We start from the raw sequence: 14,340 nt of genomic DNA, 5'->3' as shown, positions 1-14,340 counted from the left end.
ATAGGTCACTTTTGGTGAAGTACCTACAAAAAAAACTCCCCCACTAAATTAATAGCGAGGGAGGCATTATTACAAAAGAACAATTAAATTATTTTTTTTCCTTAACCGGAGCGTTCAGCTTCGCTGTTTTTTCCATCGAAATGGCTGATCTTTCAAATTTTTGCTTGCCTGACATACTTTCAATGATGCAGGTGCCATCCTCAAAAAGATCGACAACTTTACCGTGCAGACCACCCATTGTAATCACTTTGTCACCCTTTTTAAGTTGTGCGGCAAATTGTTTTTCTTGCTTGGCCTTTTTCATTTGTGGACGTATCAGAAAGAGATACATCACTAGAAACAATAAAACTATCGGTAAAAATTGAGAAAGATCTCCCATAACGTAGACTATAAATATTGGATTTTATTAAGATGTAGGTGCTTTTGTTGTTGGATTTTTTGGATTAACAAAAGCTTTGATGGTCAGAGTTTCTGATCCTGCCTCAGTATTGGTAATAACGGTAACTGTTTTGCTCACTTGATTCTGACCGCTACCATTAAATTTTACCAAAAGTTCACCTTCAGATCCAGGAGCAATAGGTTCTTTTGTATAGGTAGGAACGGTACATCCACAACTGCTTTTTGCATCTACAATCATAAGTGGCGCATCCCCTGTATTTTTAAATTTAAATGTGTGCTCCACATTGGTACCTTGATCGATTGTTCCAAAATCAAACTGTTCTTCCTCAAAAGAAATTTTTGGGAATTTTCCTGATTGAGCGTCACGATCCGCTGCCGCAACTACATTGTCTTCATTTACTTTGTCCACTGCATTATCCTTACAAGAAGAAAAAGCAAAAACCGATAGCACTGCTACAATTAAAATTGATTTTTTCATTGTGATTAATATTTTTGTTTTTAGCACGGCAAAAATAGTCATTTTTTTACTTTTATTGAAGCCCCCGTCCTATTTTATTAAGCTTACCGTTCTCAGAAAACTCCTTCACTATTTTGTCAAGGATACCATTGACAAAAATGCTGCTCTTCGGCGTGGAATACTCCTTTGAGATTTCCAGGTACTCGTTAATGGTTGCGCGTTCAGGAATGGAAGGGAAGTAGAGAAACTCAGCAATACCCATTTTGAGAATAATTAAATCAACATCGGCTATACGATCTTGATCCCAATTTGGAGTCTTGCCGGTTATTTCAGCATTGAGTTTATCTTCATTCAAGATTACCTTTCGGAAAAGCTGAATCGCATATTCCCGATCTTCCTTATTCTTATATAGCTCGGGAACTAATAGAGAAGAGACATTTTTTTCTGAAAGTTTCCCTAGCATCTTAACAATAGCTGTATTGACAATTGGAAAATCATCTATCCAGGTAAGTCGCTTGTCCTCTATATATTCATAAATTTTTTCGTTGGGAGCTATTATCTCTTTGTAAATGCGGATCACAAATTTTTGATCCTCCTTGAAATCCGTGTTTTCCTTGGTAAGATATTCCTTATACCAATCCTTTTCTTTTAGCTCATTAAAAAGAATGGTAACATATTCCGAATCCATTTTCCAATAATCCAATTTCTTTTTCTCTATAGTTTCAGCGAAAAGAGAGTTGGAGGCGATTAATTTCAATAATTTATTATCGACAAAAGTATGGCTGGGATTTTTCTCCATTTCGGTAGCCAAATATTTTTGTTTGGAGATAATCAGAAATCGTTCGGCCTGCCCCTGCATGGATATCATTAGCTGAAGCATCAACAAATAGAGATCCTGCATTTGCTCAATACTGTATTTCAAAAATTTCTCTTGAGCGTCCAAATCGGGGTTTACCCGTCGGTTATACGCATAGATAGATTGCAAAACCTTTACCCTAATATGTCTTCGTGTAAGCATATTTTTATGAAAGAACTATTAAAAAACAACGCACAAGAATATTCTTGTGCGCTGCAAAGATATTAAAATACCAACTGAGTTACGACTCAATTTAGTTAACTATTTTTGGTTTTTTCGCTCATCGATTCTGGCTTGGGCAATATTGTACGCCGCTTGATACGTAGTTATAGAGTTATCGGCAGCATTTTTCAGGATTTCCAATGTGGTATCGTAGATATGTTCGGTTTTACGCATAATTTCCTTACGATCGTAGTTTTCCAGTTCAGCGTAAACATTGATAACCCCACCAGCATTAATCAAAAAGTCGGGTGCCCAGATAATTCCTTTATCGCGGAGCATCTTTCCATGTTTTTGTTCAACTGCCAATTGGTTATTGGCCGCTCCCGCAATAATTTTAGTCTTTAATTTTCCAATGGTTTGGTCGTTTACCGTCGCTCCCAATGCACAGGGTGCATAAATATCCATTTCTTCGGAATAGAGGTCGTTTCCTTCATATATCTTAACGTTATACTTATCACGTACTTCTTCCAATTTGTCTCGGTTAATATCGGAAATGAAAACTTTTGCGCCATCTTTGCTAAGACGCTCCACCAAAGCTTCACCCACATTACCAATACCTTGAACATATACCACTTTCCCTTCTAGGTCATCACTTCCGAAAGTAAATTGTGCTGCCCCTTTCATTCCCATAAAAACACCATAAGCAGTAATTGGAGAGGGGTTCCCTTTTCCTCCCAAAGACTCAGAAAGTCCTGTAACGTAAGGAGTTACCGTACGCACCAAATCCATATCGGAAGTTTGCATCCCAACATCTTCAGCAGTAATGTACTTCCCACCCAACGAGTTTACAAATTCCCCGAACTTGAGCATCAGTTCCGGGGTCTTTTGGGTTTTTGCATCTCCGATTATTACGGCTTTTCCCCCGCCAAGGTTTAGACCAGAAATTGCACTCTTATAAGTCATTCCTCTAGAAAGACGCAAAACATCATTAAGAGCATCCCATTCTGAAGTGTAATTCCACATCCTGGTACCTCCCAAAGAGGGACCCAAAACTGTATTGTGTATACCAATTATTGCTTTTAATCCAGTATCTTTGTCGTTGCAAAAAACAATCTGTTCGTGATTGTCAAAAGACTCTTGTCCGAATACTGGATCCATTTTATGAAGTTCGTTTTTGTCGATTATTTCAGTGGTCATACCTTGTAAATTATAATTATTTATTCCTTAAAATGCTGTTGCAAAAGTAATATTTCACTATGTACTTTACAATAAAATGCTTGTTAATTTAGGAATATAAAAAAAAGCCTAATTTCTATAAATGAAAGAATTAAAATATTTAAACCATTATTTTTTAAAATATAAAGGGCGACTTATCCTAGGCGTGTTCATCACCATCATCGCAACGGTTTTCAAATTGGTAGTTCCTATGAAAATTGGCGATTCTGTTACTGCTATAAAACAATATATGGATGGCGATATAACCAATCTCGCCGATGTAAAACATGCTCTTTTGATAAATGTGCTATTACTTTTGGGGGCAGCGCTTCTTTCAGGATTCTTTACTTTTATTATGCGCCAGACATTTATAGTCGTATCCCGCTATGTTGAATATGATATAAAAAACAAGGTTTTTGAACATTACGAAAGACTCTCATTAGGATTCTACAAACAAAACAGAACAGGAGACTTAATGAACCGTATTAGTGAAGACGTTTCAAAAGTACGAATGTATGTAGGTCCTGCCCTTATGTACAGTATCTCTACCGTGACTCTTTTTATAGTAGTTATCACATATATGTTTTATAAAGATCCTATTCTCACTTTGTATGCAGTAGCCCCTTTCCCAATACTTTCGTTTGCTATTTTTAAGCTGAGTGTAATGATCCATCAAAAGAGTACAATAGTTCAGCAATATCTTTCCAAATTAACATCATTTACCCAAGAGAGTTTTAGCGGAATTTCGGTAATCAAAGCTTATGGAATCGAGCCCCGAATAAATAATGATTTTGAACAACTTGCTGAAGGCAGTAAAGAAAAGAATATCGATCTGGCGAAGGTTCAAGCACTATTTGGCCCCCTTATGATGTTGTTGATTGGGGTGAGTAATATTCTTGTAGTTTATATAGGAGGGACGCGATACATCAATGGACAAATTGCTGAAATTGGAACGCTTGTCGAGTTTTTAATGTATGTAAACATGCTTACTTGGCCGGTTGCGGTCGTAGGGTTTGTAGCTTCTATGGTACAGCAGGCGGAGGCGTCGCAAAAAAGAATTAATGAATTTCTACATACCGAACCTGCCATTCAAAATGAAAAGGATGAACACACTCCTATTAATGGTACTATTGAATTCCACAAGCTTACTTTTACCTATCCAGATACGGGCATTACCGCTTTAAAAGACGTTTCCTTTTCGGTAACTCAGGGAGAAACCCTTGCTATTGTTGGTAATACAGGTTCGGGAAAATCAACCATTCTTGAACTTATTGGAAGGCTATACGATGTAGCAGATGGAATGTTGACGATTGATGGAACAAATATTAAGCAACTAAATTTACAAGATTTACGGAATAGTATAGGATATGTGCCACAAGATGCCTTTCTGTTCAGTGATACTCTTCGGAATAATATTAAATTCGGGAAGGAAGATGCTTCGGAAGAGGAAGTTATCCAGGCCGCAAAAAATGCTGTGGTCCATAAAAACATTATTGAATTCAACAAAGGTTATGATACCGTTCTTGGAGAACGCGGGATCACCTTGAGCGGTGGGCAAAAACAACGACTGTCCATTGCAAGGGCGATAATAAAAGATCCGAAAATTCTGCTATTTGACGACTGCCTATCTGCGGTGGATACAGAAACGGAAGAACAGATACTTCATAATTTGCAAAAAATCACCAAAAACAAGACAACAATAATCGTAAGCCATAGAATTTCATCGGTAAAAAATGCCACTAAAATTATTGTTTTGGAGGAGGGAAGAATAATCCAAAGAGGCACGCACAATCAACTAGTTGCCTCTGAGGGTTATTACAAGGAGTTGTATGCAAAGCAACTTATGGAAAAAGAAATGTAAATTTACTTTGGCTAGTATAGAAATTTTTTAGATTTTTGGCATCGTATAAAGAAAAAAACAAACATCATGGGTGAACAATTTACAATGGAGCAAGAAGAGATTTTTTCAAAAGTAATGCGGGCAGGACGCCGTACTTATTTTTTTGATGTACGGTCCACGAAAGCAGGAGATTTTTACCTGACCATCACAGAAAGCAAAAAGTTTACGAACGACGATGGATCCTTCCATTACAAAAAACACAAAATCTATTTGTATAAAGAGGATTTTTCTGAATTCAAGGATACTCTCGAGGAAATGATCAATTATGTTATTGACGAAAAGGGAGAAGAAGTAATTAGCGAGCGCCATCAGAAAGATTACAAACCTTCTTATGAAGAAGAACAAGCTGCTGAGGCTGTTTCTAATCCATCACTCAATGGTGAAACAGATACCAGTAATTTTACTGATATCGAATTTGACGATATATAAATATAAATCACATTTAAAATGTCTTACCGGCAGAGAATGCAATTCTCTAGCCGGTTTTTTTCACTTTAATGGAGATAGCTCTTCTCTTCTTTCCTTTCTAAGTTTTTGATTTACTTGAGTTTGTTTTTAGTTATTTTAGCCCAAAATCGATACTAGATGATTCGTTCCAAAATTATTATAACATTCCTTGCTCTCTTTTTTTGTGGAGGCGTAGTATTTTCCCAAGATGATACCACTACTGTCAAAAAAGATTCCGTGAATATTGCTTTACTCGAAAGCTATAATAAGCGACTTCTGGAAATCGAGAACCAACGACTAGCAGACTCTGTTCAAAAAAGCAACCTTGAAGAACAATTACGTGCTCTAAAAACCACGGATAACCTTAAAAAAGAAGAACTCCAGGCCCAATTGGAGGCAATAAATGCAAAAGAAAAGAACCGATTGTTGGGGAAAAAAGCGAGAATCGATTCCTTAAAAAAAACGACCAAAGGTTTTCCGGTAATCGGATTTTTTAATGACACTTTATTTACCCTTTATTCTAAATTGGGTAGCTTTTCTCCTAAGGATCGGGCACAGGCTATCAACAAAAAATTAGAAAATCTGGGAAATGCACCTAAATTCGACGATACTTCCCTTAAAATAGAAAATGCCGAAACAACTTATGATATTGTTTGGAGCGAAACAATCATAATGAGCATAACGGAAACGGATGCTATTTGGAACAATACGTCGAAGGAAGAACTGGCCCAAGAATACAAAAGCATCCTTACGGCAGAAGTTATAAGATATAAGGAGGAAACAAACTATTTCAATATTGCAAAAAAGATTGGTCTCGCACTTCTTGTGCTTCTTATTATAATAGCCTTAATAAAATATATTTCCAAGTTCTTCGATTACACTGCGGTTAAAATCCAGTCGCAAAAGGATAAAAAAATCAAAGGAGTTCAAATTAAAAATTACACCCTCTTTGATGCTGATAGACAGATCAATGTTTTACTTGTAATCAACAAAGTTTTGAAATGGTTGATTATTTTATTGGCTATTTATATTGCCCTACCCATATTGTTCGGAATTTTCCCCTGGACAGAACATTTTGCCTCCACTCTATTTGGATATATTCTAAATCCGCTAAAAAATATTTTACTCTCCTTCTGGAATTACCTTCCGGACCTAGTGACAATAATTGTTATCATAATCGTTTTCCGATATATTCTTAGAGGAATTCGCTTTTTAAAGGATGAAGTGGCTCAAGGTAACTTGGTCCTTACCGGTTTTTATCGAGATTGGGCAGAGCCAACCTATCAAATAGTTCGTATTCTCCTTATTGCTTTCATGATCGTGGTTATATGGCCATACCTACCAGGAAGTGATTCACCCATATTTAAAGGAGTTTCCGTATTTTTAGGGTTTTTGTTCACCTTTGGTTCTGCTGGTTCACTTTCCAACGTTATCGCCGGGTTGATATTAACTTATATGCGATTGTTCACTATTGGCGATCGGGTTAAGATCGGGGATGTTTCTGGAGATGTAATTGAAAAATCCGCTTTGGTTACAAGGGTGAGAACAGCGCAAAATGAGATTATTTCAATCCCCAATTCTACGGTAATGAGCAGCCATACTGTCAACTACAGTATTGATGCCCCAGAGAAGGGATTGATAATCCATAGCACGGTAACTATTGGTTATGATGTGCCTTGGAGAAAAGTCCATGAAGCACTAATTGAGGCTGCTCTCCGTACAGAATTTGTTTTGAAGGAACCTGCACCTTTTGTTCTCCAAACAGGATTGGAAGATTTTTATGTCGCTTACGAAATTAACGCATACATAAGGGAGGCCAATAGACAAGGTGGGATATATTCACATTTGCACGAAAATATTCAGGATGTTTTTAATGAGCGTGGAATAGAGATTATGTCTCCTCATTATCGTGCGGGAAGAGACGGAAGTACAACTACAATTCCTGAGGTGTACTGGCCAAAAAAACCGAAAACTAAAAGGGATTGAAAACATACATACTTTGTGTGATACCTGTTAGAGAATACTCCTAGCCAATTATTTTTCTCGAGCAAAGTAAAAATCAACTTTGCGAGCTTCTCCATTTAGAGTGCCTAAAATCCAGGCATGGATTGAATCCTGGGTGGGATTTGTATATATAATCCGTTCAGGAAAGTCGTGTTGCTTATTTTCAAATGTATGTTCTCCATTATCTGAAGAGATTAATTTAAAGGGAACTATGTCATTTTTGTTTCTTCCATCGGTAACCGTTAAAATTACTGAGTCATTTTTTTGCTGAAGCAGCATTAACTCAACAAAGACAGTGTCTTTCTCTATTTGGGTATAACTAAAAGCCGAAAGTGTACTATCGTTCTCTTTTGTCCAAGTTTCTTTAGAAAACTTATTCCCACTTCTATTTACCCAACTTCCAACCAGCCAGTTAAACTCATTCAGTTTTTTGAATCTTTCGATTGTCGTATTCGTTTCTGGAGAAATTAATTTAGAATTTTCCTTACAGGACGTTAGAGCAAATAAAAGAAGGGTGGATAGCAGAATATGGTTTCTCATAAATTCCGTTTTATTTAACCAAAATAGGAAATAAAACTTTACAATATCTGCTGTTAAAATTTTTTATGTCTAAAACTCTGATAATTAATTTTCATCTTAAACATTCTCTAAAATCGATTTCTAAAAATTAAGAAAACCTTGTTTTGATTATCTTTATCCTAGGTACGTAAAAAAAATACTTTTGAGAGATGGGTAAATCCTCAAAATCAATATCGGACTCTCTTAAAGAATATGGCCGCGGATTGACTGGAGGTCTTCTCTTCAGTTTACCCATGCTTTATACCATGGAATTATGGTGGGCTGGATTTAATACAGATCCTTTTCCGCTTACTGTCTATTTTTTAGTGGGACTTTTTCTATTAATGGTATATAACTATTATGTTGGTATTCGTCATGAACACACGATTTGGGAAGGTCTTATGGAATCGGCTGAAGAAATGGGACTAGGTCTTATTCTTACTTTATTCATTCTTTGGGTCACCCAACGGATTACAGATCAAATGTCCATTCAGGAAATTACGGGGAAAATAGTTGTTGAAGCAGTTACGGTGGCTATCGGTATTTCGGTAGGAAAATCACAGCTAGGAAGAGATGAAGAAGCTGAAATTAAAGAAGAAGAAAAAGACGAGGATAAAAAGATGTTGGTTAAATCCAATGCGGAACCTAATTTACTTAGAACCCTGAATATTTCATTGTGCGGGGCAATATTAATTGCTTCAAACATAGCACCCACAGATGAAGTTATCGTTATTGCCTTGGAAACTCCAGCATACAAATTATTCCTAATAGCCCTTCTCTCCATCGGAATTGGAGGCGCAGTATTATATTATATCAATTTTACAGGGTCAAGTCGATGGGTATCAAAACCTTCAAGTTTGGTAGGTGTCTTTTCGGGAACATTGATAATGTACGCGGTTTCCCTTGTTGCCTCGGCCTTTATGCTATGGTTTTTTGGACGTTTTGAGAATATTTCCCTTTACACTATGGTTTCCGAAATTGTGGTGTTGGGCTTTCCAGCTGCCCTAGGTGCATCGGCAGGAAGATTGCTAATACAGTCATAAATATGAAAGATAAAAGTGAAAATACGAACTGGCTTGAACGTATTGTTACCGTCATTGCGGGGATACTGGTTTTATTTACCTTCGGATTTTTAATTTACCAAATAATCTACCGAGAAAACACTCCGCCCGATTTGGTAATTTCCTTAGGCGAAATAACCCAAAAACAGCAGGGTTATTCCATTCCGGTGTCAGTAAAAAATAATGGTACGCAAACAGCGGAGAATATTAATATCGAAATTAGTTCGGGAGAAGGGGACAATCAAGAAACTGGGCAATTATCATTTCAGTATATTCCAGGGAAATCATCGAACAAGGCCTGGGTAAATTTCACCAAAAAACCAGATCCAAATAAGATTAAAACCCACGTATCCGGTTATTCTACTCCTTAAGACCTGGATATTCTATAGGATTCTTAGACCATTTTCAACTTTTCTATCGGTTTTCAATAACGTGACATCCTTTCCTTCTACTGCTCCCAAAATGAGACATTCGCTCATAAAATTGGCTATCTGTTTTTTCGGAAAGTTCACCACGGCAATTATTTGCTTGCCAACCAATTCCTCTTTGGAATAAAGGGATGTAATCTGAGCTGAAGTTTTTCGTTGCCCTAACTCAGAACCAAAATCTATCAAAAGTTGGTATGAGGGATTTCGCGATTCGGGAAAATCCTTCACCTCTAGGATTGTGCCCACGCGCATTTCCACCTTTTGAAAATCTTCCCAAGAAAGGTTATTCATCGTGCCGGATTGAAAGTTTTTTTATCATTTCAGGCGAAACATCACCTTCATAAGCTCCATAAGCATCGACCAATAAACCCTTATGGCCGTCGTTAGTTTCAATTGCAAATAGAATGGTGTTATCTCCCGGATCGGTCATTCCCTCAAAACGGTAGAATTTTATAACCTCTAGATCTCCAGCTTTCCATTTTCTTTTTAATGACTTCGATTCTATTCCCTCTGCCACGAGATTAAAATCTTCAGGAAACCCATTTTTTTGTAAATCTTCAATCGCTACGGATAATGATGAATATGATTTTTGCATAATATTGTTCTTTTGTTTTTATTTTAATTTTTAGATTTAGGATCAGGGTTTTAAGGTTCAAGCTCTAAGTCTCAAGTTTCAAGTTTATCCTAGTTCCTGGTTTGTACAAGTTACAAGTTCCAAGCTCCCAGTTTCTTTCACCACCTGTGCTAAAGCTTCGGTGGACGAAAGTTTGTGGTTTATGGTTTACTATTAAAATTTAATTGACAACGCTCACCTTAAATTCTCTTTTCACTATTCTCAATTTTCTGTCCTCTATTTTAAACTTCCCACTCCCCACCTCCTATTTCCTAATGCCTAATGCCTAATGCATACTTTCTAATGCCTAATGCCCAATGCCCAATGCCCAATGCCCAATGCCCAATGCCCAATGCCCAATGCCCAATGCCCAATACCTAATGCCCAATGCCTAATGCCCAATGCCTAATGCCCAATGCCTAATGCCTAAAATTAAACCAGTTCCTTGGTAACAACAAAATTTTGTATATTCTTTAGCAAATCATCAAACTTGAAATAACCTTCAATTATCAGGTTTGACAAAAGCAACTTTCATTTTCAGGTCTAATTACTCCCCAAAAATCGTAACTTTATCCCTAATAAATAATTCAGTAATATAAAAGTATAAAATGGCCAGAACTGAATCCAACATGCTTCCTTTAGGCACCATCGCTCCTGATTTTATTTTATTGGATACAGTGAGTTTGAACACTATCTCCCTAAAAAACGTGCGAGGAAAAAAAGGAACGGTAGTTATGTTTATTTGTAATCACTGCCCTTATGTAAAGCACGTCAATGATGAAATTGTGAGGATCAGCAATGATTATCGTGTTACTGGCTTCGGATTTGTTGCTATAAGCAGTAATGACGTAGAAAAATATCCCGACGATTCTCCTATCGAGATGTGGCGAACTGCCCAACGGGTTGGATATCCATTTCCTTATTTATATGATAAAACACAAGAGGTGGCAAAAGCATACCAAGCTGCCTGCACTCCGGATTTTTACTTATTTGACGCAGAATTAAAATTGGTTTATCGCGGCCAATTGGATAATTCCAGGCCCGGGAATGGCATTCCCGTTAATGGTCGCGATCTGCGGGAAGCCCTGGATAATATTCTGAACAACAATCCCCAGCGAAAGGATCAAAAACCGAGTATGGGTTGTAATATAAAATGGCGGGAGGTAAATGCAGAACTTTAATATGGCATTGTGATGAATCAAACCATCTAAAACAATGTCTAGTCCTAAATAACCGATACAGATTATTAAAGGATTAAATTTTATAACTTAAAGCTGAACAATGACGTCATTGTTCAGCTTTTTTGATTTGTATTGTTTTCTTTCCAATTTATTTCACTCTTATTCCTAATTCATAATTCTGAATTCATAATTCTGAATTACCTAACATCCATCAATTCCACATCAAATATTAAAGTAGCTCTCGCAGGGATTACGCCACCTGCACCGCGCTCGCCGTAGGCAAGATGTGATGGGATTACAAAACGGGCTTTATCGCCAACTTGCAATAACTGGATACCTTCGTCCCAGCCTTCAATAACCTGTCCACGGCCCAACGGAAACTCAATCGGTTGTTTTCTCTTATATGAAGAGTCAAATTCAGTTCCATCGGTCAACATCCCTTTGTAATGCACAGAAACTGTTTTTCCTTTTTCAGCTTTTTTACCACTTCCTTTATGTATTATTTTATAAAGCAGCCCGCTATCTGTTCTGTCGAAACCTTCAGAAACTTTTCTTATTTCATCCTCTTCCTGCTTTTTAATTTGGGCAATACGTTGCTCTCTTTCTCCCGTGAATCTTCTAAAGGCCTCAACTGCATTCCAATTTTCGGCTTCCTCTCCTACTCGGATAATTTCGACTTTTTTCATTGTATCTCCCTGAGCAACGGAATCTACAACATTCTGTCCTTCTACAACATTTCCAAAAATAGTATGCTTGTCATCAAGCCAAGGAGTGGCAACATGAGTGATAAAGAACTGACTACCATTACTGGCAGGCCCCGAATTTGCCATAGACAGCACTCCTGGGGAATCGTGACGAAGATCTGGATGAAACTCGTCCTCAAAATCATATCCCGGTCCGCCAGACCCAGTTCCTTGTGGATCACCACCTTGCATCATAAAATCTGGGATTACCCTGTGGAATTTCAATCCATCGTAATAAGGAGTTCCTTGTGGTTTTACTTTATTTTCCAAATTTCCTTCTGCCAGTGCCACAAAATTTCCAACCGTTCCTGGAGTTTTTTTATAGGTCAACTTTATTAGGATATCACCTTTCTCAGTGGTTATTTTTGCGTAAATTCCGTCTTGCATTTTCTAGGTTTTAAAAATGAATTACAAAGTTAGTTAATTCAGAATTCTGATTTCAGAAATCTGAATTGAAAAAATGTAACAAAAAATCATACCAGTCGTCAAATATTGAAAACCGCCAAAAAAACACTGTGTCCCATATACTGACCATTTCAAACCTTACCAAAAAGTTCGGGTCGTTGACCGCTGTAGATAACCTTTCTTTCACTATCGAAAAGGGAAATGTCTATGGTATTTTGGGCCCCAATGGCAGCGGAAAAAGTACAACTTTAGGAATTGTCCTGAATGTTGTTAACCGCACGTCTGGCCATTTTCACTGGTTCGATGGGAACACCACCACTCACGATGCACTCAAGAAGGTTGGAGCAATCATAGAACATCCCAATTTTTATCCCTACATGACGGCACGGCAAAACTTGCAACTGGTCTGCCAAATTAAAGAAGTTTCCGAAGAGAAAATTTGCGAAAAGCTAGAACTGGTGGGGCTATTAGACCGAAAAGACAGTAAGTTTAGCACGTTTTCTTTAGGAATGAAACAACGGTTGGCAATTGCTTCTGCACTACTAAATGATCCAGAAATATTAATACTGGATGAACCTACTAACGGACTCGATCCACAGGGAATCCATCAGATTCGGGAAATTATAAAAAAAATAGCAGCTCAGGGCACCACGATTCTTCTGGCTTCACACTTGCTGGATGAGGTAGAAAAGGTCTGTACCCACGTTGTTATTCTACGAAAAGGAGTAAGTCTCTATTCAGGATTGGTGGATGGAATGAATGCCAGCCAGGGATTTATAACAATGAAGAGCGAGAATATGGAGGAGCTTCAACAAGCATTGACGCAAAACCCTGCTTTTGGAACTTTAAAAAGAGATGGAGAATATCTAATAGCTTATCTAAATGTTCCATTGGATGCTTCCGAAGTAAACCAGTTTCTTTTTCAAAAAGGAATTGTACTTTCCTATCTCACAAAACGAAAGGAAAGTCTAGAAGAGCAATTTTTGGAAATTACCAAACAAAAATAAACGATGCTGCGATTATTAACCATTGAACTGCACAAGCTTCGATATAACCGGGCCGCAAAAGTAATTTCCATTGTTTATTTTGTGCTCATTACATTTATTGCCTTAATATCCTCCATTGAGTTCAATTTTGGGGATTTCCACTTTCGAGTGGCCGATCAGGGAATTTTCAATTTTCCGTATATCTGGCATTTTAATACGTATATAGCAGCAATATTGAAGCTGTTTTTGGCAATAGTAATAGTTTCGATGGTGAGTAACGAGTACAGTTACCGTACATTAAAACAAAATTTAATCGACGGTCTTAGCAAAAAAGAGTTTATTCTTTCCAAATTTCTAACCGTCTTGCTCTTTGCTGCAATTTCAACGGTTTTCATTTTTCTGGTTTCGCTGATTCTGGGTCTAATGTTTTCCGATTACACCGAAATTGGAATAATCTTTAGTGGCTTACAATATATTGGAGCTTATTTCTTAAAGTTGGTAGCATTCTTCTCATTCTGTCTTTTTCTGGGAATTTTGGTAAAACGATCTGCTTTCGCCCTAGGGTTTTTAATTGTTTGGCAAGTAATTGAATGGCTTGTCTATGGTTTATTGAAATGGAAAATCTTTAAGGATACCGAGATTGCAGACCACGTTGCAACGGTTTTTCCACTTAATTCTATGGCAAATCTTATTAAAGAACCTTTTAGTAGATTGGGCGCAATACAATCTGCCGCTAATCAACTTGGGGAAGGTTTTTCCAAAACTTATGAGGTTGGTTATCTCAACATTTTAATCGTTCTGCTCTGGACGGCATTCTTTATTTATGCTTCTTATGCTATTCTAAAGAGAAGAGACCTTTAACCGAATATTTCTTTCACTTAGAGGCTAAAGATCTAAGTTATTAATATTCTTATTCAAGTTAGTA

Annotated in this window: 16 protein-coding genes; 8 read left to right on the top strand and 8 right to left on the bottom strand. The window is 37.3% G+C overall.

From position 1 onward, the window contains the following. Positions 1–88: 88 nt before the first annotated feature. The 4 genes from yajC to EI546_RS00310 all read right to left on the bottom strand — a co-directional run bounded on the left by yajC (position 89) and on the right by EI546_RS00310 (position 3,071). Complete coding sequence (yajC, locus tag EI546_RS00325) at positions 89–379, bottom strand: preprotein translocase subunit YajC (RefSeq protein ID WP_128248673.1); 291 nt, start codon at positions 377–379, stop codon at positions 89–91. A gap of 27 nt (positions 380–406) precedes the next feature. Beyond that, positions 407–877, bottom strand: coding sequence for a DUF1573 domain-containing protein (locus EI546_RS00320; RefSeq protein WP_128248672.1), 471 nt, complete (start codon positions 875–877; stop codon positions 407–409). 52 nt (positions 878–929) lie between these two features. Then, positions 930–1,874 (bottom strand): transcription antitermination factor NusB, encoded by a 945-nt coding sequence (nusB, locus tag EI546_RS00315; RefSeq protein WP_128248671.1) that lies wholly within the window; start codon positions 1,872–1,874, stop codon positions 930–932. A 99-nt stretch (positions 1,875–1,973) separates the two neighbouring features. Beyond that, on the bottom strand, positions 1,974–3,071 hold the full coding sequence (locus EI546_RS00310) for a Glu/Leu/Phe/Val family dehydrogenase (protein WP_128248670.1): 1,098 nt from the start codon (positions 3,069–3,071) through the stop codon (positions 1,974–1,976). A 121-nt stretch (positions 3,072–3,192) separates the two neighbouring features. Between EI546_RS00310 and EI546_RS00305 the strand changes: the two genes are divergently transcribed. From EI546_RS00305 to EI546_RS00295, 3 genes are all read left to right on the top strand, one after another. After that, positions 3,193–4,950 carry an ABC transporter ATP-binding protein gene (locus tag EI546_RS00305; RefSeq protein WP_128248669.1) on the top strand — a complete coding sequence of 586 codons (1,758 nt, stop codon included), beginning with the start codon at positions 3,193–3,195 and terminating at the stop codon, positions 4,948–4,950. Between the two features lie 66 nt (positions 4,951–5,016). Further along, positions 5,017–5,418 (top strand): PUR family DNA/RNA-binding protein, encoded by a 402-nt coding sequence (locus EI546_RS00300; protein ID WP_128248668.1) that lies wholly within the window; start codon positions 5,017–5,019, stop codon positions 5,416–5,418. Positions 5,419–5,574: 156 nt separating this feature from the next. Beyond that, positions 5,575–7,422 (top strand): mechanosensitive ion channel family protein, encoded by a 1,848-nt coding sequence (locus EI546_RS00295; RefSeq protein ID WP_128248667.1) that lies wholly within the window; start codon positions 5,575–5,577, stop codon positions 7,420–7,422. A gap of 48 nt (positions 7,423–7,470) precedes the next feature. Here the strand turns inward: EI546_RS00295 and EI546_RS00290 are convergent, their stop codons facing one another. Further along, on the bottom strand, positions 7,471–7,980 hold the full coding sequence (locus EI546_RS00290) for a DUF6265 family protein (protein ID WP_128248666.1): 510 nt from the start codon (positions 7,978–7,980) through the stop codon (positions 7,471–7,473). 188 nt (positions 7,981–8,168) lie between these two features. Here EI546_RS00290 and EI546_RS00285 point away from each other — a divergent pair, with 188 nt between their 5' ends. Both EI546_RS00285 and EI546_RS00280 read left to right on the top strand, forming a co-directional pair. Further along, the gene (locus tag EI546_RS00285) at positions 8,169–9,041 is read left to right on the top strand and encodes a TIGR02587 family membrane protein (RefSeq protein ID WP_128248665.1); all 873 of its coding nucleotides are present in this window, start codon (positions 8,169–8,171) and stop codon (positions 9,039–9,041) included. A 2-nt stretch (positions 9,042–9,043) separates the two neighbouring features. After that, a complete protein-coding gene (locus EI546_RS00280) occupies positions 9,044–9,430 on the top strand; it encodes a hypothetical protein (protein WP_128248664.1) in 387 nt (128 codons plus the stop codon). 12 nt (positions 9,431–9,442) lie between these two features. Here EI546_RS00280 and EI546_RS00275 read toward each other — a convergent pair whose 3' ends face one another. Together EI546_RS00275 and EI546_RS00270 are read right to left on the bottom strand one after the other, a co-directional pair. Beyond that, positions 9,443–9,778 carry a tRNA-binding protein gene (locus EI546_RS00275; RefSeq protein WP_128248663.1) on the bottom strand — a complete coding sequence of 112 codons (336 nt, stop codon included), beginning with the start codon at positions 9,776–9,778 and terminating at the stop codon, positions 9,443–9,445. Further along, a complete protein-coding gene (locus EI546_RS00270; protein ID WP_128248662.1) occupies positions 9,771–10,082 on the bottom strand; it encodes a phosphoribosylpyrophosphate synthetase in 312 nt (103 codons plus the stop codon). Before EI546_RS00270 ends, EI546_RS00275 begins: the two co-directional genes overlap by 8 nt. 626 nt (positions 10,083–10,708) lie before the next feature. Between EI546_RS00270 and EI546_RS00265 the strand changes: the two genes are divergently transcribed. Then, positions 10,709–11,281 (top strand): thioredoxin family protein, encoded by a 573-nt coding sequence (locus EI546_RS00265; protein ID WP_128248661.1) that lies wholly within the window; start codon positions 10,709–10,711, stop codon positions 11,279–11,281. Between the two features lie 197 nt (positions 11,282–11,478). Here the strand turns inward: EI546_RS00265 and EI546_RS00260 are convergent, their stop codons facing one another. After that, entirely contained in the window at positions 11,479–12,411 is a 933-nt protein-coding gene (locus tag EI546_RS00260) for a peptidylprolyl isomerase (RefSeq protein WP_128248660.1), read from the bottom strand. A 128-nt stretch (positions 12,412–12,539) separates the two neighbouring features. On the opposite strand from EI546_RS00260, the gene EI546_RS00255 reads away from it, so the two are divergent. Together EI546_RS00255 and EI546_RS00250 are read left to right on the top strand one after the other, a co-directional pair. Beyond that, a complete protein-coding gene (locus EI546_RS00255; RefSeq protein ID WP_128248659.1) occupies positions 12,540–13,436 on the top strand; it encodes an ABC transporter ATP-binding protein in 897 nt (298 codons plus the stop codon). Positions 13,437–13,439: 3 nt separating this feature from the next. Further along, a complete protein-coding gene (locus EI546_RS00250; RefSeq protein ID WP_128248658.1) occupies positions 13,440–14,276 on the top strand; it encodes an ABC transporter permease in 837 nt (278 codons plus the stop codon). Positions 14,277–14,340 lie beyond the last annotated feature (64 nt).

Source organism: Aequorivita sp. H23M31, from assembly GCF_004022485.1.
In the GTDB taxonomy this organism is placed as follows: Bacteria; Bacteroidota; Bacteroidia; order Flavobacteriales; family Flavobacteriaceae; genus Aequorivita; species Aequorivita ciconiae.
The sequence above is the reverse complement of the archived record's forward strand: the minus strand, read 5'-3'. Positions and strand labels throughout refer to the sequence as shown.

Coding starts and splice junctions, on each gene's coding strand:
- EI546_RS00265 (WP_128248661.1), top strand. CDS start 10,709: ATGGCCAGAACTGAATCCAACATGCTTCCTTTAGGCACCATCGCTCCT.
- EI546_RS00270 (WP_128248662.1), bottom strand. CDS start 10,082: ATGCAAAAATCATATTCATCATTATCCGTAGCGATTGAAGATTTACAA.
- EI546_RS00290 (WP_128248666.1), bottom strand. CDS start 7,980: ATGAGAAACCATATTCTGCTATCCACCCTTCTTTTATTTGCTCTAACG.
- yajC (WP_128248673.1), bottom strand. CDS start 379: ATGGGAGATCTTTCTCAATTTTTACCGATAGTTTTATTGTTTCTAGTG.
- EI546_RS00295 (WP_128248667.1), top strand. CDS start 5,575: ATGATTCGTTCCAAAATTATTATAACATTCCTTGCTCTCTTTTTTTGT.
- EI546_RS00320 (WP_128248672.1), bottom strand. CDS start 877: ATGAAAAAATCAATTTTAATTGTAGCAGTGCTATCGGTTTTTGCTTTT.
- nusB (WP_128248671.1), bottom strand. CDS start 1,874: ATGCTTACACGAAGACATATTAGGGTAAAGGTTTTGCAATCTATCTAT.
- EI546_RS00310 (WP_128248670.1), bottom strand. CDS start 3,071: ATGACCACTGAAATAATCGACAAAAACGAACTTCATAAAATGGATCCA.
- EI546_RS00250 (WP_128248658.1), top strand. CDS start 13,440: ATGCTGCGATTATTAACCATTGAACTGCACAAGCTTCGATATAACCGG.
- EI546_RS00280 (WP_128248664.1), top strand. CDS start 9,044: ATGAAAGATAAAAGTGAAAATACGAACTGGCTTGAACGTATTGTTACC.
- EI546_RS00305 (WP_128248669.1), top strand. CDS start 3,193: ATGAAAGAATTAAAATATTTAAACCATTATTTTTTAAAATATAAAGGG.
- EI546_RS00300 (WP_128248668.1), top strand. CDS start 5,017: ATGGGTGAACAATTTACAATGGAGCAAGAAGAGATTTTTTCAAAAGTA.
- EI546_RS00285 (WP_128248665.1), top strand. CDS start 8,169: ATGGGTAAATCCTCAAAATCAATATCGGACTCTCTTAAAGAATATGGC.
- EI546_RS00275 (WP_128248663.1), bottom strand. CDS start 9,778: ATGAATAACCTTTCTTGGGAAGATTTTCAAAAGGTGGAAATGCGCGTG.
- EI546_RS00260 (WP_128248660.1), bottom strand. CDS start 12,411: ATGCAAGACGGAATTTACGCAAAAATAACCACTGAGAAAGGTGATATC.